21 protein-coding genes and 1 tRNA gene are annotated in these 19,702 nt (G+C 49.9%); 10 read left to right on the top strand and 12 right to left on the bottom strand.

Going from position 1 to position 19,702, the window contains the following annotated elements; genetic code table 11:
• The first annotated feature begins 173 nt into the window (after positions 1 to 173).
• A complete protein-coding gene (locus ACUVQO_RS01185) occupies positions 174 to 1,268 on the top strand; it encodes a class I SAM-dependent methyltransferase (protein ID WP_445924066.1) in 1,095 nt (364 codons plus the stop codon).
• A gap of 91 nt (positions 1,269 to 1,359) precedes the next feature.
• Here the strand turns inward: ACUVQO_RS01185 and ACUVQO_RS01180 are convergent, their stop codons facing one another.
• Positions 1,360 to 1,575, bottom strand: a complete 216-nt coding sequence (locus ACUVQO_RS01180; protein WP_445924065.1) for a PEP-CTERM sorting domain-containing protein — start codon at positions 1,573 to 1,575, stop codon at positions 1,360 to 1,362.
• A 102-nt stretch (positions 1,576 to 1,677) separates the two neighbouring features.
• Between ACUVQO_RS01180 and ACUVQO_RS01175 the strand changes: the two genes are divergently transcribed.
• Complete coding sequence (locus ACUVQO_RS01175; RefSeq protein ID WP_445924064.1) at positions 1,678 to 1,947, top strand: hypothetical protein; 270 nt, start codon at positions 1,678 to 1,680, stop codon at positions 1,945 to 1,947.
• 92 nt (positions 1,948 to 2,039) lie between these two features.
• On the opposite strand, the gene ACUVQO_RS01170 is transcribed toward ACUVQO_RS01175, so the two are convergent.
• Both ACUVQO_RS01170 and ACUVQO_RS01165 read right to left on the bottom strand, forming a co-directional pair.
• A complete protein-coding gene (locus tag ACUVQO_RS01170; RefSeq protein WP_445924063.1) occupies positions 2,040 to 2,318 on the bottom strand; it encodes a (2Fe-2S) ferredoxin domain-containing protein in 279 nt (92 codons plus the stop codon).
• A 161-nt stretch (positions 2,319 to 2,479) separates the two neighbouring features.
• Complete coding sequence (locus ACUVQO_RS01165; protein ID WP_445924062.1) at positions 2,480 to 3,607, bottom strand: CobW family GTP-binding protein; 1,128 nt, start codon at positions 3,605 to 3,607, stop codon at positions 2,480 to 2,482.
• A 124-nt stretch (positions 3,608 to 3,731) separates the two neighbouring features.
• Between ACUVQO_RS01165 and cysS the strand changes: the two genes are divergently transcribed.
• From cysS to ACUVQO_RS01150, 3 genes are all read left to right on the top strand, one after another.
• Entirely contained in the window at positions 3,732 to 5,180 is a 1,449-nt protein-coding gene (gene cysS / locus ACUVQO_RS01160; RefSeq protein ID WP_445924061.1) for a cysteine--tRNA ligase, read from the top strand.
• A gap of 164 nt (positions 5,181 to 5,344) precedes the next feature.
• Positions 5,345 to 5,426: transfer RNA gene (locus ACUVQO_RS01155), tRNA-Leu, on the top strand.
• Between the two features lie 11 nt (positions 5,427 to 5,437).
• On the top strand, positions 5,438 to 6,295 hold the full coding sequence (locus ACUVQO_RS01150) for a tetratricopeptide repeat protein (protein WP_445924060.1): 858 nt from the start codon (positions 5,438 to 5,440) through the stop codon (positions 6,293 to 6,295).
• 84 nt (positions 6,296 to 6,379) lie between these two features.
• On the opposite strand, the gene ACUVQO_RS01145 is transcribed toward ACUVQO_RS01150, so the two are convergent.
• From ACUVQO_RS01145 to ACUVQO_RS01130, 4 genes are all read right to left on the bottom strand, one after another.
• On the bottom strand, positions 6,380 to 6,640 hold the full coding sequence (locus ACUVQO_RS01145) for a hypothetical protein (protein ID WP_445924059.1): 261 nt from the start codon (positions 6,638 to 6,640) through the stop codon (positions 6,380 to 6,382).
• A 154-nt stretch (positions 6,641 to 6,794) separates the two neighbouring features.
• A complete protein-coding gene (locus tag ACUVQO_RS01140; protein WP_445924058.1) occupies positions 6,795 to 7,244 on the bottom strand; it encodes a peroxiredoxin in 450 nt (149 codons plus the stop codon).
• Positions 7,245 to 7,287: 43 nt separating this feature from the next.
• A complete protein-coding gene (locus ACUVQO_RS01135; RefSeq protein ID WP_445924057.1) occupies positions 7,288 to 7,719 on the bottom strand; it encodes a bis(5'-nucleosyl)-tetraphosphatase in 432 nt (143 codons plus the stop codon).
• Between the two features lie 199 nt (positions 7,720 to 7,918).
• Complete coding sequence (locus tag ACUVQO_RS01130) at positions 7,919 to 8,497, bottom strand: DUF3611 family protein (protein ID WP_445924056.1); 579 nt, start codon at positions 8,495 to 8,497, stop codon at positions 7,919 to 7,921.
• Between the two features lie 189 nt (positions 8,498 to 8,686).
• Between ACUVQO_RS01130 and ACUVQO_RS01125 the strand changes: the two genes are divergently transcribed.
• The 3 genes from ACUVQO_RS01125 to ACUVQO_RS01115 all read left to right on the top strand — a co-directional run bounded on the left by ACUVQO_RS01125 (position 8,687) and on the right by ACUVQO_RS01115 (position 10,812).
• Positions 8,687 to 9,361: a response regulator transcription factor gene (locus ACUVQO_RS01125; protein ID WP_445924055.1), complete on the top strand. Its 675-nt coding sequence runs from the start codon at positions 8,687 to 8,689 to the stop codon at positions 9,359 to 9,361.
• A gap of 512 nt (positions 9,362 to 9,873) precedes the next feature.
• Positions 9,874 to 10,260, top strand: a complete 387-nt coding sequence (locus ACUVQO_RS01120; protein WP_445924054.1) for a PadR family transcriptional regulator — start codon at positions 9,874 to 9,876, stop codon at positions 10,258 to 10,260.
• Positions 10,261 to 10,272: 12 nt separating this feature from the next.
• Positions 10,273 to 10,812, top strand: a complete 540-nt coding sequence (locus ACUVQO_RS01115; RefSeq protein ID WP_445924053.1) for a cofactor assembly of complex C subunit B — start codon at positions 10,273 to 10,275, stop codon at positions 10,810 to 10,812.
• A gap of 86 nt (positions 10,813 to 10,898) precedes the next feature.
• On the opposite strand, the gene ACUVQO_RS01110 is transcribed toward ACUVQO_RS01115, so the two are convergent.
• Positions 10,899 to 11,225: a DUF3155 domain-containing protein gene (locus tag ACUVQO_RS01110; protein WP_445924052.1), complete on the bottom strand. Its 327-nt coding sequence runs from the start codon at positions 11,223 to 11,225 to the stop codon at positions 10,899 to 10,901.
• A gap of 243 nt (positions 11,226 to 11,468) precedes the next feature.
• On the opposite strand from ACUVQO_RS01110, the gene ACUVQO_RS01105 reads away from it, so the two are divergent.
• On the top strand, positions 11,469 to 12,938 hold the full coding sequence (locus ACUVQO_RS01105; RefSeq protein WP_445924051.1) for a sensor histidine kinase: 1,470 nt from the start codon (positions 11,469 to 11,471) through the stop codon (positions 12,936 to 12,938).
• A gap of 67 nt (positions 12,939 to 13,005) precedes the next feature.
• On the opposite strand, the gene ACUVQO_RS01100 is transcribed toward ACUVQO_RS01105, so the two are convergent.
• The 4 genes from ACUVQO_RS01100 to ACUVQO_RS01085 all read right to left on the bottom strand — a co-directional run bounded on the left by ACUVQO_RS01100 (position 13,006) and on the right by ACUVQO_RS01085 (position 19,287).
• Positions 13,006 to 14,235, bottom strand: a complete 1,230-nt coding sequence (locus ACUVQO_RS01100) for an S-layer homology domain-containing protein (protein ID WP_445924050.1) — start codon at positions 14,233 to 14,235, stop codon at positions 13,006 to 13,008.
• A gap of 302 nt (positions 14,236 to 14,537) precedes the next feature.
• Positions 14,538 to 16,862 (bottom strand): amylo-alpha-1,6-glucosidase, encoded by a 2,325-nt coding sequence (locus ACUVQO_RS01095; RefSeq protein WP_445924127.1) that lies wholly within the window; start codon positions 16,860 to 16,862, stop codon positions 14,538 to 14,540.
• Positions 16,863 to 17,097: 235 nt separating this feature from the next.
• The gene (locus ACUVQO_RS01090) at positions 17,098 to 18,465 is read right to left on the bottom strand and encodes a HetZ-related protein (RefSeq protein WP_445924049.1); all 1,368 of its coding nucleotides are present in this window, start codon (positions 18,463 to 18,465) and stop codon (positions 17,098 to 17,100) included.
• 162 nt (positions 18,466 to 18,627) lie between these two features.
• The gene (locus tag ACUVQO_RS01085; protein WP_445924048.1) at positions 18,628 to 19,287 is read right to left on the bottom strand and encodes an L-threonylcarbamoyladenylate synthase; all 660 of its coding nucleotides are present in this window, start codon (positions 19,285 to 19,287) and stop codon (positions 18,628 to 18,630) included.
• A 78-nt stretch (positions 19,288 to 19,365) separates the two neighbouring features.
• Here ACUVQO_RS01085 and larC point away from each other — a divergent pair.
• On the top strand, positions 19,366 to 19,702 hold a 337-nt coding region (larC, locus tag ACUVQO_RS01080; RefSeq protein ID WP_445924047.1), incomplete at its 3' end, for a nickel insertion protein.

The following is a 19,702-nucleotide window of genomic DNA, read 5'->3' as shown; positions in this document are numbered from 1 at the left end:
CAAGTACGTTTCAGACATCCTGAACTTCAGTAATAGCTATAAACAACGGATTTCCAGGGTCTTCCTTAAGAGGGTGCCTTCTATTCTGACAGGAATTTCAGCCTCTTGCGATCGTGCCCACACCTGAGATAATGAAGCCTGACCCCTCATAGTTGCTGCTACTGGTATTGATCATGACTGCGACTGCTGCTCCCACCCTGGCTTCTCGCCTTGTTAATGGGGTTCTGTCGATTAAACCCCTGGCCAAGCTTGCCAAAAATCGCGCTCGTAACATGATGATCAAGCGGGCCGAATCGATTGGTGTGAATTGGCGGCAGGAAGTCGCAGCCCTGAAAGCCCGGGATTGGAGTGCCGATCTGGCCGCTGTCCAAAATCCCAATCTGCAACATCGAGAGCAGTATCCCGATTATTACGTCACCTCCTTCCACGCCTATGAAGAAGGTAATCTGGGCTGGGAACCTGCCTTAGAAGTGGAAGTCGCCGCTTATGCCGTTCATGCCCGCATCTGGCCGGAAGCTGGAGCCGCCGGAGATAGCCAACTTCGCCAGAGTTATCACGATGTACTCAAAGCTCAACTTCCTGAAGCACCTAAGGAGATTGTGGATCTGGGCTGCAGTGTGGGGATGAGTACCTTTGCCCTGCAAGCTACTTTCCCGGAAGCGAATTTAACGGGAGTAGATCTGTCTCCCTATTTTCTGGCCGTGGCGAAGTATCGATCGGACGAGAGGCAGGGGAGATCAGGAATCAGGGATCAGGGATCGGGGATTAGAGATTGGGGATTAGGGATTGGGGAAGGTAGGGAAGAGACAGGAGAAATTCAAAATTCAAAATTCAAAATTCAAAATTTCTCAGAGTCAATCCAAAAGCCAAAAGCCAAAAGCCAAAAGCCTTCCTCCCTAACCTGGGTTCACGCCGCGGCTGAATCGACTGGCCTGCCTGCGGCCTCCTATGATCTTGTGTCGGCCTGTTTGGTGTTTCATGAGTTGCCGCAGTCAGCCGCGCTCGCCATTCTCCAGGAGGCTCAGCGGTTGCTGCGTCCGAATGGGCATCTGGCGATTATGGATATGAATCCCCGGTCAGAGGTATTTGCCAGGATGCCGCCTCATATCCTGACGCTTTTAAAAAGTACAGAACCCTATCTGGATCAATACTTTGCGCTGGATATGGAACAGGCAATTTACGACGCTGGCTTTGAGCGGCCTGCGATCATCTGTAACAGTCCCCGCCATCGGACGATCGTGGCGAAGGTCAGAAGCGAAGACGACTAGAACGGCTTTGAGATTCGGTGAGGGCACAGCATGCGGGCATAAATCTCAGTCATGAAATTAGATTCACTGGCCGAATGCTTTGCCCCTACAGTTATTCTTTACTATTCAGGTTGAGCAAGGGTTTTGCTTCTAGGGGATCGATCGCGATCTCCAGTTTCCGTTTCCGTTTAAGGGCTGTCAATCCAGCTAAAAAGGCTCCAAACAGGACTAGACCTGCAGTTGCGGGAGGTTCAGGAATGGCGGAAGCACTGATGGCTTCATAGGCGGTTTCAGCCACAAATTGATGCGTCACCGTTGTCGGATGCAAACTATTGATACCCGTTTCCTGCCTTGTCCTGAAGGGTTGTAGGGTCTCAGGGAGTAGCTTTGAGCTTTTTTTATTTGTTGGAGAACTTGTATGCAGCCCCCCATGCCTCTGTTCCTTAGTATGGCTTTAGTGTCCTTGATTGCGCAACCGAGTGCGATCGCCCAGGTTTTGACCTGCCGTCCTCCGGCTTTGCCAGATCAGGCAGATGCTAGAGACTGTTTTCCCCGTTTTGGGCGGACGACTCAAGGAAGTTGTTTGCGGTTAGATGCCTGTTCCTTGCATATCACTCCGAATCGCGTGGAGTTATCTGCCTGCTTGACGGTGCCCCCGTGCGAGGGCGGACAAATTGTCTGGATCATGGCTGGATTGTGAGTGGCCGCTATATTCCAGCCAATTCTGCCGCTGCACGATCAATGCTGGATGATATTTGTCAATCGCACCAAACCACCCCCTTTCGGTAAAACTTACCAGCGGGGATGAAAACGAGGATGGAGTAACCGTTCCACAGGTTCTCCATCCTTTAAGTGCTGTTGCATAATTTCCGGCACATCCTCTGGCTTCACCCGGCTATACCAGGTCTCATCCGGCAGCACCCGCACCGTTGGCCCCATGTTGCATTGCCCCTGGCACTCGCTGGGGATAACTTCAAAGTCTGGTGTTTGATTTGCCTGAAAGCTCTCCAGAACTTTTCTGGATCCATTGGCGGAACAACTAATGTACTGACAAACAAGCACCTGTTTCATGAGCAATCACTTTGCGTAAGGGCTGGGCATTCGGGTAGTAATTCTCCGGCGTTTTTGAGGGAGCATTGGCCGAATGCCGCTCCCCTAAAGGTTCATGGTATAGATTGGGGCTTTTTAAACGGCCTCTAATTCTTCACTCTCAACTCTTCACTCTCAACTTTTCATTTGCCAAATCCTTTACCCCGGTTCTCAGTAGAAGCGCCCAGGCAGTGTTCGATCTGCGATCGCAGCTGCTCATGGTCGAGATCCTGACCGATCAGCACCAACTGATTTTTGGGGGTGCCTTTCCACTCATCATCATCCAGGGAGAAACGTTTGCCGCTCAAGTGGAAGATATGGCGTTTGGGACTTTCGTCAAACCAGAGGATCCCTTTGGCGCGGAAAACCTTCTCTGGCAGTTGATGATCCAGGAAGTATTGAAATTTTTTGATGTCGAAGGGGCGATCGCTCTGGAACGATACCGAGGTAAAGCCATCTTCTTCTAAGTGATTAGAGTGGCGATGATGATGGTGGTCGTGGTCATGGTTATGTACACACTTGCCATGATCATGGTCGCAAGCCGAGTGATCATCATGATCATGGTCATGATGATGATGGTCATGATCATGCCCGTGCCCTGATGCCTCCTCTTCATCAAAATATTTATCCGACTCAAACAATCCCACGCTGAGCAGCACTCCCAGCGGCACCTCTCCCCGCACTGTTCGTAGAATTCGGGCTCCTTCTTTCATCTCCCGAATCCGGTCTTCCAGATTGGTTAACTTAGCCTCATCCACCAGATCCGCTTTGTTCAGCAGGATGATGTCTCCGTAGGTAATCTGACTGTAGGCGGCCTGGCTGTTGAACAAATCCAGGCTGAAATTTTCGGCATCGACGACAGTGACGATCGAATCGAGGCGTGTCATATCCCGCAGTTCCGTACCCAGGAAGGTGAGGGCGACGGGCAGGGGATCCGCCAATCCTGTGGTTTCTACGACCAGATAGTCGATCGCCTCCTGCCGCTCCAGAATTTTGTAAACGGCTTCCACCATATCGTTGTTGATGGTGCAGCAGATACAGCCATTGCTCAACTCCACCATGTCATCGTCGGTCGAGATGATCAGTTCATTATCAATCCCGATTTCGCCAAACTCATTCACCAACACAGCCGTCTTCAGTCCCTGCTGATTGGCGAGAATGTGGTTCAGTAGAGTCGTTTTGCCGCTGCCCAAAAAGCCCGTGATGATGGTAACGGGAAGACCAACCTTGGGCGCATCCATCGTCGATTCAGTAGTCGCTGCTGATTGCATGGCGTAGTTATGCGATAACGTCAGAAAATATCAGGAGGGGATGGGTAGTGTAAGACTGAACCTGATCAAGTCAGCCTCTACTTCCTCCCATTATTGCCGATCTATGATTGGATGAACTTGCCCTATGTCCTTGATGATTTACAACACCCTGACCCGCCGCAAAGAACCTTTTGAAACCCTGGAACCGGGGAAGGTACGGATGTATGTCTGCGGCGTGACGGTGTATGACTACTGCCATTTGGGACATGCACGCTCTTACATCGTCTGGGATACGGTACGCCGTTACCTCACCTGGCGCGGCTATCAGGTGCACTATGTGCAGAACTTTACCGACATTGATGACAAAATCATCCGGAGATCGCAGGAATCAGGACTGCCCTGGCAGGAAATCACCCGTAAATATATGGATGCCTACCTGGAAGACATGGGACGGCTGAATATCCTGCCTGCCGATGCCTATCCCAAAGCTACGGAAGTTATCCCTCAGATCATTGACCTGATTCAAATCCTGATTGATCAGGGCTATGCCTACGCCGCTGGGGGAGATGTGTATTACGCCGTGGAGCGCTTTCCTCAGTACGGCAAACTCTCAGGCCGCAAACTGGAGCAAATGGAAGCGGGAGCCAGCGGTCGGGTAGAAGACGAAGCGGAAGCCAAAAAACGTCATCCCTTAGATTTTGCCCTCTGGAAAGCCGCTAAACCGGGGGAACCAGAATGGGATTCTCCCTGGGGTAAAGGTCGTCCGGGTTGGCACATTGAATGCTCGGCAATGGTGAAGGACTTGCTGGGCGATCGCATCGATCTCCATGCGGGGGGAGAAGATCTGATCTTTCCTCACCATGAAAACGAAATTGCCCAATCGGAAGCCGCCCTCTCCAAACCTCTCGCGAATTACTGGATGCACAACGGCTTTGTGAAGATCCGGGGCGATAAGATGTCCAAATCCCTGAAAAACTTCACCACCATTCGATCGCTCCTGGAAACCACCGATCCAATGGTGGTGCGCTTGTTTGTGCTGCAAGCCCACTACCGCAGTCCGATCGACTTTACCGATGAGGCGATCTCGGCTGCCGAAAATGGCTGGAGAACTCTAAAAGAAGCTCTCCTATTTGGTCATGACTTCGGCGTGCAACTGGCCTGGATTCCCGACCCCACGGGTGCGAAATCTACGGCATCCCCCTGGGCAGAAGATTTTCAAACCGCAATGGATGATGACTTCAACACCTCGGAAGCCCTGGCGGTGCTGTTTGCGATCGCCAAGATCCTGCAGCGAGAACGCAATCTACTCACTCACGAAGGCAAGACCGAAACCGATGCCAACCAACTGGAAAGCCTCTGGCACGAACTGGTAGACTTGGCTCAGGTTCTCGGTCTGGAAGCCCAACCTACCGCTGAACCCGAACCTGCCAGCGACCTGCGAGTCTCCCAAATCGAAGCCCTGATTCAACAACGCCAGGAAGCCCGCAAAGCCAAGAATTTTGTCGAGGCCGATCGCATCCGTAACGAACTCCAGGCCCACGGCGTCACACTCGTTGATCAAGCTGGCGGCGAAACTCGCTGGTACCGGAGTTGAGAAAATCCGTTTCTGACTCTACCCCGAAGCGATCCCAGGGCAATAATGAGATTGCTCCTGATGTTTATCAAATCTCTATCTGTACTTGGTTTTGATTGATTTTTGAACCGCCTTTTTAATGCTATTCGCTCGTGACCTTGCTATGATAATTAAACTAGGTTTTTGCGGATGTGGCGGAATTGGTAGACGCGCTAGATTTAGGTTCTAGTACCGTAAGGTGTGAAGGTTCAAGTCCTTTCATCCGCATTGTTGAGATAATGAAAATGATTCGTATCCTGATTGCTTTTCTGAGTGCTGTGATTGTCAGTTTTACAGGCTGGTCAACGGTGGCGATCGCGGCTGAAACCTTAACGTCTTCTGTTGCTCCTCAGCCATCAGAGATCGAGCAACCCGCACTGGCCGATTTGTTTAAAGATCTGGATGTGCTCTATCAAAAGGCTTTGGAGGCTACTAATCAGGGCGACTTTGCCACAGCAGAACAGTACTGGACGCAAATGCTGGAGCGGTTCCCCAAAAATCCCGCGGTCTGGAGTAACCGGGGAAATTCCAGGGTTAGTCAGCACAAACTGGAATCGGCGATCGCAGACTACAACAAAGCGATCGAACTGTTACCGGAAGCTCCCGATCCTTACCTGAATCGGGGCTCGGCGCTGGAAGGATTAGGCAAATGGGATGAGGCGATCGCAGACTATAACCACGTTTTAGAACTCGATCCGCAAGATCCGGTGGCCTACAACAATCGAGGGAATGCAAAAGCTGGCTTGGGCCAATGGGAAGCAGCGATCGCAGACTTTAAGCAAGCGATCGCTCTCGCTCCTGATTACGCCTTCGCCCGTGCTAACTATGCTTTAGCACTTTACCAGACCGGCCAATCCGATGATGCACTTCGCACCATGTACAGCCTGGTTCGCAAGTACCCTAAGTTTGCGGATATGAGAGCTGCCCTGACAGCCACTTTATGGGTAGACGGCAAGCAGGGCGAAGCTGAAAGTCAATGGGTCTCTGCAGTTGAACTAGATTCTCGTTACAAGGATTTGAATTGGATCAAAAACGTCCGCCGTTGGCCTCCCAAAATGGTCGCTGCCATGGAGAAGTTTTTGACCCTCAAGTCGTAGAAAAACCAAAAAATCTAGGGTGAAAAACCTCGATTCGTTCCATCCCTGCTTCTACAAGTAATGCTCCATTAGCGCACCATCGAGCTAAGAATGCCGATTCACTTCCTGCTGAAGCCAAGAATCCACAGGTTGACCATCCTTACGCTGCAGTTCAATCTCCACGACCATCACCTCTCCTAAACCAGGGGGAGCAGGTTTTTGGTGAAATTGAATCGTGTAAGCATTCGGATCCTCATTCCGCTCCTTCAACCAATCCTGTACCTTCATCACGGCAAACAAGGACTGACCTTGCTCGAACATACGAGTAATTTGCATCTGCAGGGTGTAAGGATTGAAACGGGGCATAGGAACCTCTGTAGTTAAGAGTTAAAAGTTAAGAGTGAAGAGTCGAGAAAAGTTCAGAGTAAAGAGTTAGAAGTGAAGCCTCTCCCAACTAAAATGTAGTAGATGAACACAAACTATCTTAATTCTTAACTTTCAACTCTTAACTCTTAACTCCTCAGGAGCCAATTCCAGCCAGGATATCCGCTGCGTGGGTTTCGGTATTAATTGCGGTATAAACCTGGCTGATTTTGCCGTCGGCTCCGATCACGTAGGTTACCCGTTGAGCGTAGGGAGTGCCATTGTAATCGCCCAGTACATCATAGGCTCTGGTAATCGTTCCATCGGTATCGGCCAGCAGTGGAAAGGGTAGGTTGAATTTGTTGGTGAATGCCTGGTGAGAGGCTTCATCATCCATGCTCACCCCAAATACGGTAATCCCTTTACTAAGGTATTGCTGGTAGTTGTCACGGAAGCTGCAGGCTTCTTTGGTGCAACCGGGGGTATCATCTTTGGGGTAGAAATAGAGAACGACGGGTTTACCTGCGTAGTCAGATAGGGTAACGGTGTTGCCGTTCGTATCTTTGACAGTGAAGTTGGGGGCGGTATCACCGACGGATAAAGGCATAGTGCAAATTCCCTTGGTTACGAAACTATTACGGATTGTAATATTAATGCGATAGATATTGATGCACTTCCGTTAGAACCCGTTGGGCACCTTCGAAAGTGAGGCGCTGTAGAGCCTGTTCATAGGGGAGCCAGGTAAAGTTGCGAATTTCTTCGGGCTGGCAGGTTACTGCTTCTGACTGTACAAAGGCTGGATAGTACAGCACGGTTTTTTCAAACTTTTGGTGATTCCGGGTGAAGCTGTACTGTTCGGAGAGGGTAATTCCGTCAATCAGTGTGTAGTCAGTGATTCCAGTTTCTTCGACAAATTCCCGGCAGGCCGCCTGTACAGCCGATTCTCCTGGGTCAGCATGGCCTTTAGGAAAGCCCCAATGTCCGGCATGATGCTGAATCAGCAGAAACTGATAACTGCCGTTCTGGTTCAAAATTGGGACGATGCCAAACGCTTCATCCTTAGCGATTGATGAACCCGCCATGCTAAGTTGTCATGATCAATGGATATTGATGTTAGATCCGGTTAGGTGATCCTGCAACCTATCATGGCGAAATGTTACTAAATGATTAGGGCGAGGAGGCGATCAGTCGTTCACCAATTAGAGTGACAGCTTCAATAAACGCTTCATGGTGAATTGGAAAGGAGCGCGAAAAAGAGAAAATTGTACTGGAAACAACTTTTTACCGACTGATCCGGTTGAGCAACCAGAGGGCGCTAACAATTCCGGCAAACTGAGCTAGGATCACATTAATACTGGCCTGCACCACAAATGTATCAGCGGGTTGAATAAATCGGGAGGGATCCGTATTGACAAACCCACCAATGCCCTGACTGAGTGCCTTACCGACCAATAACCCAACGATCGTCTCGGCTCCCAAAATGGCCAGTAGCATCCCCACCAGACTGACCATTAACCCCAACCGAATTGATTGAATTGTTTCTGATTTCTTGGGGCGATCGGATTTACTGCCAGCTAACCGACGACCCACAACCACATAGCGGGTCAAGGCCCAGTACATATTGAACACCAGGATGCCAATTCCAACGATTGTCAGCAAACCGCCCACCCCTGTTCCTGGATTTGTACTCACTCCCGTGGGAGTCCGGCCTGCAGCAACCGCAAAGATCAAAGTAATACCAGACACCACGGTTAAAACAAGCTGCGTCCAGAAGCTAATCCAGCCTGTGAGGCGAAAGGATTTGGCAATTTGCTGAATATTGGGTGGGGCATCGTCACGGGCGATCAGATTACGTATCATATCTGGTCAGAACCTGGCTTAACAGTCACCTGGCTCCATCTTACAAAGTTGTCAGAGTAGGCGGCTGAAATCATGCTTTAGTTTCGCACGGATCGCAGCATTCTGTTGGTGGATCAAGCCAGGATTAGTAGGGTTTGAAGTCAAAGCACTTTGCATTAGGATCTGAGTCAAATGTTCCTATGGTGGCTCATGTCAAATTCCACTTCTGCTCAATCTGTTTCCGGCGAATTGCCACTCGTCAAAATTTTGATTGTGGAAGATGACCCCATGATGCAGTTAGGGCTAGAACAAACCTTAGGGGATCAGGCACACTTTCAAATTGTAGGTCAGGCCGCAGACGGCCATACTGCTGTAGAAATGGCTCAGCAACTGCAACCGGATGTGATTGTGATGGACATTGGCCTACCCCGCCAAGATGGCATTGCTGCGACTCAACAAATTAAAGCTGTGTTGCCTGATGTGCGAATTGTAATGCTCACTTCTCATACCACGGAAACGGAAGTGATTGCCGCGCTGTCGAGTGGTGCAGATGCTTATTGTATCAAAGGGACGAATGTTAATCGCCTGCTGGCCGCGATCGCCGCTGCACAAGAAGGAGCTACCTATCTTGATCCCCAAATCGCCCGCCGTGTTATCAACCACCTCAAACTTCCACTATCGAGCGCACCTGTAGGGCAGTTGTCTCAGCGGGAGTTAGATGTATTGAAGCTAATCGTAGAAGGTTACAGCAATCAAGAAATTGCGGCGGCTCTCTATCTCAGCCCCAATACCATTAAGACTCACATCCGGGGGATCATGAACAAATTAGCTGTAGATGACCGAGTTCAAGCGGCTGTAGTAGCTCTGCGTACTGGCTTGATTTAGCTGGCTTAGTGCTTAGATACATCCAACTAGCAACAGATTAAGCAACTGGCAACAGATTAAGAGTACAAAATCACTATAAAGTTCAGGGGTTTCTCGATTGCCAGAGCTAGTTGTAAATGTTTTGGACGCATACCTTTTAGGAAACTTACTCTGGTAGGCAAAGCCTTATTAATTATTAATATCTTACTGTCACAATGTTTGTAAGTGTTACAGATTTTGTTCTCTACAATGAAAGAGACTGGGGTTATTCTAACCGTGAGGTATCTGACTACTGCTGATCTGCCATCTGCATGGTTCCGGGAACCCTAAAATGTTTACCTCGTCTTAGCTCAGACTGACGCAGGTTTGCCATGGCTCAATCTACACTAAATCTGTATTTACCTCCTCAGGTAAATTTATGCTTTAGATTGAGTCAAGTGTCTGGAATCCCTTGTTAAGTTAAGGTATTCCTGTAAAAGTGAGCACATCAAGCTCACAATTGCTAATTGAATGATTGTTGCTGGATGGGAAAGATGAAATTCGACGACATTTACAAATTTTTCGAAGCTCCGCCACCGTTCTATCTGAACAAGGAACTAGCTGTTTGCTATGTTCTGGCGGTTTTAACTCGTGGCGATTCCTACGGAACTGAATTGATTCAACTGCTAGAAACGGAATATCCGGCTTATCGACTTTCGGACACGGTTTTGTACAGTGCCTTAAAATTCCTGGAGGAAGAGGACATGATTACAGGCTACTGGAAGAAGGTTGAAGGGCGGGGACGGCCTCGTCGGATGTACCAGATCCAGGCTGATGCAGCCCAGCGTGCTCAAGATTTGGCACAGTTGTGGCTGAACTATGTAAAAAAGTACCGTACGGTTCCCAAAGCTCCGGGATTAGCCCATAGTGGTACAGTCTAGTTTCTGCGGTTCATGGACATTCCTGTTTTATCGTCAACGTTTCTGTTGACGATGCTTCTGGGTGTGGGGCTATTCTTCTTTATCCAGGCTTCGGTTAAAGATCGGACTCAATCAATCCGATACGGGTCTGATTTGTCAGAAGAGTCTCTTATATCCCAATTACAGCGGTACTTTGCAGAACGCTCCTATCAGATGCAAACCACAGAAGCAGTCCCTCAGCACTTCGTGTTTGAGGGGATCGTTCGACCCAGCGTTTTTCTGGCTGTGTTTTTAACTCTACTGGCTACCATTGGGCTGCTTTGTTTGGCTCTGGTGCTGGCGATCGCCTTTCCTCATTTATCTGGCGCACCTTATGCACTGGTTTTGATTTCCCCACTTGCTGGTCTTTTCTACTGGCAGCGAGCGAAACGTCCTGAGCAAGTTCTACTAAGACTTGAATCTGACCATGATGAATGGCCCCAATCATCATTTCAATCCTTCATTACGATCACAGCGCATCGGGATGAGTTAATTGAACTAGAGCGTGCGCTACCCCTTAAACAAGCCCCGTAAGTAGCACTGATGAATATTGGATAAGCCCTACCCAGAGGTTGAAAAACCTTTGAGCAAGGCTTATTCATTGAAATCATGAAACCGATTCAGACTGATGCAGACCTAACGAAGTGAAACTGCTTCTCGGCTGGTTCTTCCTCTGAGGGCCTCAAACTAGGGAACAGAAAATGATTTTCTTCGACATATTGAGCGCCGAACAATCCTTTCTCTGCCCAGAAGTACCGATCCGTGGTATGCTCATTACGCTTAACCAGTAATAGCGCTGGAGGAACAATTCCTTCTGCATGAATGAACTTCCGAGCTGCTGTTACAGGCTTGTCTTCCCCACACTCAATACTAAATTGAGGTACATTCTCCAGAATCCGACGACCCTCCTGCCGACGACGGCTTTTACGCTTGCGTCTCCTAGCCAATCCTGCTACCCCCTTACTAAATGGACAAATGTAGTGATGGTTACAAAATACGACGCTAAGTATATCGATTTGAAGCTAAAATTTCAATTTGTCTTAACCCTTTGATACAAAGATTAAATTATTCCAAATTAAAAAATAACTTTTCTGATCTACAAAGAAAGAAATCTAAAAATGGAGAATAGGATTAGTGACCCCTAGCTGAGGGGTATTTCATTTCAAGGTAGTTTCGCGATCGCTAATGGCATGTTGATGCCCGCCAGTTCTGAATTTGTTGCCCTCTGTCGCGCCCAAATTGGCATTCTCACCCAAGCCCTGGGAGCGTCGATCGCAGTCGTCTACCTCACACAAGAACTGGTAGAGGGATCTCAAGCTTCCCTGGTGCCCGTGGTTGTCTATCCAGAGGGAGGATTGGGAAGAGATACTTATCAAGGGTTATCCCTGCCGCCAGTGGTACTGCCCAAGGATACGATCGCTCAGTTACCCGCCAACGCCCAACCCCTTGCTTCATCACCGGAACCTTCAACCCTGACTCCAAGGCCCCTGTTGCCAGGCGGAAATAGGTCGTTACCCAGCGCTCAGAGCCATCCAGAGATCGGCCTGCCAAACCTGGTATTGCCAGGAACAACTCTGGTAGAACAACGGCAAATTGCCCTGCCCCTGGTGCATGAAGAGATCATGATGGGGGTGCTGCTGGCTCGACGAGACGATCGCGCCTGGCAGAAATGGGAACAGGAGCAGATTGAAGAAATTGCCAAAACCCTGTCGATCGCCTGTGTGATGGATCAACGTTACCAGTGGTTGGCCCAGGAACATCGGCAAGAGCATCTGATGCAACGGCAGCAGCATGATTTGATGGATAACCTGCTGCATCAATTTCGTAACTCCTTGACTGCTTTACAAACCTTTGGCAAATTGATCCTCAAACGCCTGCAACCGGGAAATCCCAACCGTGACATTGCCATCAATCTGACGCGGGAAACCGAACGATTACGAGAGCTTTCTCAGCAGTTAGAGTTCGTCTTGAAGGCAGGCTATTCGCCTTCCTTGCTACCGCTAGCCAGTTCATCTGCTGAGCAACCTGCCGATCTGGGAAATGCGGCTCTGGAAGCTCCACCTCCTACCTCCTTACAAAATACCGGGTTCCTACCAGGAATGCGGTTGCCTGTGGAGCGGTGCCTGGTAGAGGACATCTTAGACCCCTTACTGTCGGCGACCCAGACGATCTCGCAGGAAAAATCGCTGACTCTGCATTCTGTTGTACCAGACGACCTTCCCCCTGTGTGGGCCAATTCCCAGGCATTACGAGAAGTGCTGAACAACCTGTTGGAAAATGCCGTCAAATACACTCCTGCAAACGGGTTGATTCTCGTCCAGGTGGAGGCAACAGAGACTCAACCCTGGCTCACTATCTCTGTCACCGACACCGGGCCAGGAATTCCAGAACAGGATTTACCCCATATTTTTGAACGTCATTTTCGGGGTGTTCAGGCTCAAGGGGAGATTGGCGGTAGTGGCCTGGGATTGGCGATCGCCCAAACCCTAGTGACTCAAATGCATGGCACTATTCAGGTCTTCAGTCCGGCGTTACCGGAGTACCTGAACCTTCCCGGTGCTGTTCTCCCATCTGATCAGGGGTCAGGAACTAGCTTTGTAGTCAAGCTGCCTGTGGCGTTGGAGGGAGAGGAGTCAAGAAGTGAGGGGGTGAAGGGGTGAGGGAGTGAAGCTTCTAGCTACTCCTCTACTCCTCTACCCCTTTACTCCTCTACCCCTTTACTAACACTTACTGAATCACTAAATCTGAGTTCAATGTCAGGTTCAGGTCTGCATTGGGATTGACAGTGAAGAGGTCAATGCGATCGGCAAACAAAAGGCTTAACCCAGCGCCTACCACGGCTCCAGGAATGACTTCCCAGCCCTCAATTTTGCGATCGCCCGTGACGGCTGCAATGCCTAGTGCCGCACCCGCACCGACTAGAGTTCCAGCCACGATCTTGTCATTGGAAACGCCTTTGCGGATCTGTTCTGTGGTGGTAATCAGGTTAGACGCAGCATCGATCCGATACCGTCTGCCATTGGGTAACACCAGTTCACCCGCGACAAATTGAACCCCTTGGGGAGTCGTTCTCAGTTGACCGACCACATCACTGCCAGCGGGAATCAATACCTGCCCCTGGGAAGTGACCACGTTCTGAGCCACCTTCATAGTCAGCGGAATCGGTGGCTCGTTCTTCGCTAACAACAGTCTATCTACCCCTGGATATCGAATGGGAATGACGGTGCCGGCAGGAATTCTGATCCCCACCGGGCCTCCCACAATGTAGGGGGATTGCACGGGCGGCAGTTGTCCAGTGCTGACCAATGCCTGATATACAAACGCTGCAACATCGGCACGGCTGGCGGTCTGGTTAGGATTCAAGTAGCGAATATCGGGATAATTGACCACCATCCGACGTTCTGTGGCAGCAGCGATCGCAGTACGAGCATAGGGAGGGATGGTACTGGCATCCGCAAAGATGGATAGAGTGGTATCAATGGGTGTGGTAGGGAGATATCGCAGGCCGCTGGCTAAAGATACCAATACTTGAGCACGGGGAATGTTTTCTTCGGGTCGGAAGTTGCCACCGGGGTAGCCGGACATAAAGCCCATTGTATAGGCTCGCTCAATTCCTCCCCGGTTCCAGAAATTCGGCGGTACATCTCGAAATTCGATCGGCTCTCGAATTTTGGGCATATTGAAAGCCCGATTGATCATGGCCGCAAATTCAGCCCGGGTGACGGGTTGCTCTGGACGAAAGGTGCCATCGGGAAATCCCACCACAATCCCACGTGCCGCTAATCCATAAATAAATGGGGCTGCCCAATAGTCCCTCGATACATCCGGGAAAGCAGTTTGAGCAGCAGTTTGGGCAGAGGTTGGGGCAGCCATGACAAACGGTGCAACTGTCCCTGTTGTAAGAGTCAGGGCAACTAGCAGAGCCGTCCCTGATTTCAAAGTACTGGATTTCACCATGGGTGGATTCTCCGAGAATGGGCGATTAGCAGCGTCTTTTTTGGGAGCACTCCTGCCATACTGAAAATATTCAGCAGAGTAAAATAACAAGACCGCTATCCCAAATGGGTTGTTAAGGAACTTTCTGAATCGGGTACATAGACCGGGAAATACCTTAAATTCCCCTACTAGACTGAGCTATTCCAGAAAGCCTATTGAGGATGCAAATGCATGATACTCCCAGAAACGTCTACTGAACGATTAATCGACGTTTACTTTGGGAGTATCAAAGTTCTGCTAACCCCAGAGGCTGCTTTTTATTCTTAAGCCTCGATAATCACCCGCAAATTGCCGCGTTTTTTAGAAACCCGGCAGGCTGTTGCACCGTTGGCCCGCTCAAATTCCAGGTCTAACAGGGTGGGGCCAACCCGGAGATTATGCAGGGAAAGGGAGGAAATCGAGGCAGGCAATGTTGGGTCAATAATGCGCAGGGTATTACTGGGAGCATCAGGTACCAGGTTGACCATCATGTGCAGTAATTGGAAGATGCTGCCCGTAGCCCACGCTTGCGGGGTGCAGGCGACTGGATATTGCACCGGATCACTATCGTCGGTACGCTCAAATCCGCAAAAGAGTTCGGGTGGACGTTGATAAGGCTGGCGCTTGGTCATATCCAGAATTCCTTCAGCCAGTTCCAGCGCCTGGTCAATCAGCCCCAGAGAGCGTAATCCCATGGCAGTTAAAGCATTGTCATGGGGCCAGACGGAGCCGATATGATAGCCCATCGGGTTATAGGCTGGAGATAGGCTGCTGAGTGTGCGAATTCCCCAACCATTGAACATATCGGGTGCCCGCAACCGTTCAGCGACACTGTAAGCTTTCTCCGGAGTGAAAATTCCCAGGCTCAGACAATGGCCTGGATTAGAGGTGATGCTGTCTACGGGTTTGCCTTCCCCATCCAGCGCCAGAGCACAGTAATCCTGGTCTTCCATCCAAAAATCCCGGTTGAAGCGGAATTTTAGGTCGCGGGCTTCTTCTTCCCAGCGATCGGCCAGGTCAATTCGTTTCTTCATCCGGGCAATTTGGGCTAACCGAACCTTGGCCGCATACACATAACCCTGCACTTCACAGAGGGAAATTGCCCCCTGAGCCAGTTGCCCGCGACGATTAACAATGCAATCTCCAGAGTCTTTCCAGCCCTGGTTATCCAGCCCCCGCCGAGATTTACGGAAGTAGCTCAGGTAACCGGTTTCCTTCATGCTGCGATCGATCCAGTCCATCGCTGCCAGAGCATTGGGCCACAGGGCCTCCAGGGTTTCCTGGTCAGCCGTCCAGGCGAAATGCTCGGTATACAGCATGATCCAGAGCGGGGTTGCATCCACGGTGCCATAGTAGGGTGTATGGGGAATTTCCTGGCAGCGGGCCATCTCACCAAAGCGAATTTCGTGCAAGATTTTACCCGGTTGCTCATCTCGCCACTCGTCATCTTCTTGCCCCTGGTAATAAGCCAGAATTTTCAGCGTTTCACGGGCAATTTGCGGATCCAGCATCAATACTTGAGAAGCCGCAATGATAGAATCCCGACCAAACAGCGTGGAAAACCAGGGAACTCCAGCAGAAAGTGCTTTGCCCTGGCTAAAGGTTTGCCGCAGGAGATAAATATCTTGCTCTGCCCGCTCAATAATTTGATTAAAGGTATTTTTGTCGGCGCGAATTTGCGTCACCTGTTGCCGCCAGCTTTGTTCTTCCATGACTTCAGCGGCTTTGGCCTGTCCTAGAGTCACGGGAGGGCTAACGGTAGAAGCCGATCGCCCATTAATCAGCATTTGTAGCCGATAACCGAGAAGTTGCTTCTCGTGGGACTGCAGGTCTAACCGCCAGATCGCTGTATTGCCTTTCAGGTAATCGGGGCAACGGTTCACAAAGGAAATTTGAGACTCCATGAGGGAGCCATCTAGCCCCTGGTAGGCGAGGATCAGTTCAGAGGGGGAGGCAGTGGACGAGGGGAAGGGTGAGTGAGAGTGGAAGGGAATGCACTGAGAGTCTTGAGTCGTTGCTTGAGGCTCATCTGCGATCGTGGGATTTTCTAGCTGCAAGTCGTCAGGTGGTTGGGGAGGAAGAACACGCAGCAGTTGTCCCCGGCGTTCTCGATTGAAGCCACGAATTTCAAATAGGTCAATAAAGTCAGCATCGAAGCTGAGGCTGATTTCGAAACTAGCAGGGGTAGTGCTGTAGTTGGCAATTTCAATTTCTTCAAATAGGCCGCCATTCAAAACCATTTCGCGCTTAATACCAATCGATTTGGCTTGAATGGTTTCGCCAATGTAAGGATTAGTACACAGCACTGAAATGGCAAATCCTTTATCGGCTGTACTGCTAAGCAGAATCGGCGATCGCCCCTCAATCTGCAACTCCAGGCGACTGAGAAAGCGAGAATCTTTGCAGAACAGTCCCATACCAGCGCTGCGATCGGCTTCTACGCAGCCGCCAATATTGCCCAGCGTATCTGTCAGCAAGAATAGGTCATCATCTTTGAGCGTGAGCGTCGGTTGAGGACGTTCACTGAGTACACAAGGCCATTCCGGAATCATCAACTGGTCGGCTCGTACAAAAGTCCGACCATCAATTTCAATCGTCTCTAGTGTCATGCTATCCATTCAACTTAATCGACCGCCTTTCTTAGCGTAGTCGATCGATTCAGAATGGCGGGCGGTTTATACAAGGTTTGAAATTACCTGCGGGGAATTTTGAAAAGCCTCGAATTTAGGTGATGCAAAAGCGCGGATGGCCCGCACTGTTGCATGGTGAAATTCCTCAAGCTGCAGGAATGCCATCAGTAGCGATCGCAATCCTAGAGCCTGAAAAATAGTTTGCAACAAACCGTCATTGATTCCGAAATTCTCTGGCTCGTTCTAGCAGGTTCCCCCAGCGCTTCTGTACTTGTTTGGCAGTGATCTTGAGAGTTGCCCCAATTTGCTGGTCATCCTGGTGTTCTTGCTTCAGGTGCAGCAGGTTGATCTGTTCAGGAGTCAGTTGGCTCAGAAACACCTCCCACTGCTGAGTAGACAGGCCCAAATTTTGATCCAGGTCGGCTCCTAACCACTGGTGAACAAGTTTCCAGTTATGGGAACGGGCGAACTTCTCGACATGATACTTAAAGCGCTGTTGTAGATAGTCCCGTTTGCGCGGAGTCAGTTGCAAAATGTCATCAATTTCAGGTGCAGAGTGGTCTTTCAGTTTGAGTACTAAATAGTCAATGCAGTCATTCTGCCCTTCTGACTTGAGATATTGGATGAGTTCAGAAATCACTCGATCGCGCAGCACACTTTCTGAGGAATCGACAGCGTCCGTAACCATGTGTTCCCGCAGTTGCTGCACAATTGGTTCCCGGTTATGCGCTTCTGCTTCTTCTCCCTTAGCTGACTCCAGAGCCTGTTCAATGTCCACCGCCACTTCGATCGGTTGCCGCTGACCAAACCGTTGAGCACGCAGCACAATTAACTGCTGATTCTGACCACCCGGTAAACCAATCCGCCGCTTAGCATATTGTTCAGTAAAAGCCATATACTCGGCCAACTCTAAGCGAGTGCGGGGTTGATACGTCTCTGCCAGGTCATTTTCCCGGCGAAATGCTTTGAGAGACTCAGTGTAAAACCCTTGGAGAAAATCTTCAATTAAGTTATATCGGGCTTGAAACCCCAACTGCAGGCGGGCAGGGGCCACATAGCGATAGACGATCGATCCCAGGGTACTGTGCAGTTCTACGCGACCCCGCTGGGAACCCAACTGGTAATAGGTCAGACACTTTTGCAGGCGATGTCTGGCCAGAGAAATTTGCCAGGATTGAGCATCTTCTGAAATCTGGATCCGGCCACTTTTTTGACAAACTCGCTCTACTTCTGCGGCGATCCGGGCGGCTAAAATTTCTGCGTTGTCGTTAATATTTTTGACTTCCGCTCTTAATTCCTGGGCCAGCAATTCGGTAAGTGTTTTCTGATCTAGAAACTGACTGGACGAGGGCAATGCCACTAGCAGCGGTCGTGGCTCTACACGCAGCCACCGCTTGTTTTGAGAAGTGTCGGCGGGCGATCGCTTACCCTTACCAGCAGGCTGACCAGAAACCGTTCCAGAACAAGATACAAGAGATTCAGTATTCATAACCCGGTAGTGCACATATACAGGGAGCGTCAGGACAGAAGGAGAAGCGACATTCAGTAATGCGCTTAACTGGCCCAATCGGGTGCTGGCCAACTGTCATCACTAGCTACACAGGCAAATGAAGCAACTACGGTCATCTTCCCGTGTAGTGTGGCACTTCTTAAAGTGGACAGCTACAGGCTAGTGAACCCTATTAACCATTAACTATGCGATGGGCTGTTATCCGGATAACTTGGAAAAATTGTCTGGAGAAATTCAAGTCACTTCTGCCACCCATGTTTCTATGGCTTCCCATCCCAGACCTTTGCGCACTACAATAGGTTCCCCACTGGTCATATCTAGAATGGTAGAAACCTGATATCCCGGATCTCGCCCGTCATCCACAATCACGTCCACCAGCTTCTCTAGACTGTCAAACAACTCAAAGCGGGAGGGAAACAAAGTTTCTGGCTTATGAGAATTTTCCTCCTCCAGCACATGGGCTGAGGCGGAAATGATGGGATGATCCAAACGACTCAACAGAGCCTGACAGATGGGATGATCGGGTACCCGAATTCCCGTTGTGCGTCGTTTGGGACTCATCACCAGTTTCGGTACTAATTTTGTAGCAGGCAGCAAAAAGGTGTAAGGCCCTGGAATCAGCCGTCGCATTAAACGGTAGGCTTCATCACTGACAACCGCGTATTGTGCAATGTTAGACAGAGAAGGGCACAGAAAGGTTAGCGGCTTATCGTTTGAGAGTTGTTTAATTTGCCGCACCCGTTGAATGGCACTTTTGGAGTTAAGATCACACCCGATCGCATACACCGTATCGGTTGGATACAACATGACTGCTCCATGCTGCAAATCATCCACAATGGAGACCACAGTTCGAGTTTGCGGATTGTCTGGGTGGAGAGTATAAACAGTTACCATGAATTAAACGAGGTAGGGGGTTAGAGGTAAGAATGGAAAGATGAACGAGAAACACTGTGATGGGGAAGGACGACATCAATGGTTAAGATTGCCTATCTAGACTGCCCAACGGGAATTGCTGGAGATATGTGCCTGGGTGCCCTGATCGATTTAGGTGTTCCTCTAGAGTATTTAATCGACCAGCTAGGACGGTTGGGAATCGCCCAGGAATACAAACTGTGGACGGAAACAGTCCGTCGCAATAGCCAGCGGGCCACCAAATTTCATGTTGATCTCGTCCTTAACTCCACAGAAATCACCCATTCCGATGCCTTCACGACTTTCGATCACGAAGCTCATCAAGGCCACGTCCATTCTGCTACAGAAGAGGCAGCTTCCAACACCCCTTTCGCTCACTCCCACCCCCATCATCCTG

It is taken from the genome of Leptodesmis sp. (assembly GCF_052746595.1).
Note: the sequence above shows the minus strand (reverse complement) of the source record. Positions and strands in the feature narration are given on the sequence as shown.

Excerpts from the sequence above, each read along its gene's own strand:
- ACUVQO_RS01120 (WP_445924054.1), top strand. The coding sequence starts at position 9,874 with ATGAAATTCGACGACATTTACAAATTTTTCGAAGCTCCGCCACCGTTC.
- ACUVQO_RS01115 (WP_445924053.1), top strand. The coding sequence starts at position 10,273 with ATGGACATTCCTGTTTTATCGTCAACGTTTCTGTTGACGATGCTTCTG.
- ACUVQO_RS01105 (WP_445924051.1), top strand. The coding sequence starts at position 11,469 with ATGTTGATGCCCGCCAGTTCTGAATTTGTTGCCCTCTGTCGCGCCCAA.
- ACUVQO_RS01165 (WP_445924062.1), bottom strand. The coding sequence starts at position 3,607 with ATGCAATCAGCAGCGACTACTGAATCGACGATGGATGCGCCCAAGGTT.
- ACUVQO_RS01095 (WP_445924127.1), bottom strand. The coding sequence starts at position 16,862 with ATGACACTAGAGACGATTGAAATTGATGGTCGGACTTTTGTACGAGCC.
- ACUVQO_RS01130 (WP_445924056.1), bottom strand. The coding sequence starts at position 8,497 with ATGATACGTAATCTGATCGCCCGTGACGATGCCCCACCCAATATTCAG.
- ACUVQO_RS01100 (WP_445924050.1), bottom strand. The coding sequence starts at position 14,235 with ATGGTGAAATCCAGTACTTTGAAATCAGGGACGGCTCTGCTAGTTGCC.
- cysS (WP_445924061.1), top strand. The coding sequence starts at position 3,732 with ATGTCCTTGATGATTTACAACACCCTGACCCGCCGCAAAGAACCTTTT.
- ACUVQO_RS01085 (WP_445924048.1), bottom strand. The coding sequence starts at position 19,287 with ATGGTAACTGTTTATACTCTCCACCCAGACAATCCGCAAACTCGAACT.
- ACUVQO_RS01175 (WP_445924064.1), top strand. The coding sequence starts at position 1,678 with ATGCCTCTGTTCCTTAGTATGGCTTTAGTGTCCTTGATTGCGCAACCG.
- ACUVQO_RS01150 (WP_445924060.1), top strand. The coding sequence starts at position 5,438 with ATGAAAATGATTCGTATCCTGATTGCTTTTCTGAGTGCTGTGATTGTC.
- ACUVQO_RS01140 (WP_445924058.1), bottom strand. The coding sequence starts at position 7,244 with ATGCCTTTATCCGTCGGTGATACCGCCCCCAACTTCACTGTCAAAGAT.
- ACUVQO_RS01145 (WP_445924059.1), bottom strand. The coding sequence starts at position 6,640 with ATGCCCCGTTTCAATCCTTACACCCTGCAGATGCAAATTACTCGTATG.
- ACUVQO_RS01170 (WP_445924063.1), bottom strand. The coding sequence starts at position 2,318 with ATGAAACAGGTGCTTGTTTGTCAGTACATTAGTTGTTCCGCCAATGGA.
- ACUVQO_RS01125 (WP_445924055.1), top strand. The coding sequence starts at position 8,687 with ATGTCAAATTCCACTTCTGCTCAATCTGTTTCCGGCGAATTGCCACTC.
- ACUVQO_RS01135 (WP_445924057.1), bottom strand. The coding sequence starts at position 7,719 with ATGGCGGGTTCATCAATCGCTAAGGATGAAGCGTTTGGCATCGTCCCA.
- ACUVQO_RS01185 (WP_445924066.1), top strand. The coding sequence starts at position 174 with ATGACTGCGACTGCTGCTCCCACCCTGGCTTCTCGCCTTGTTAATGGG.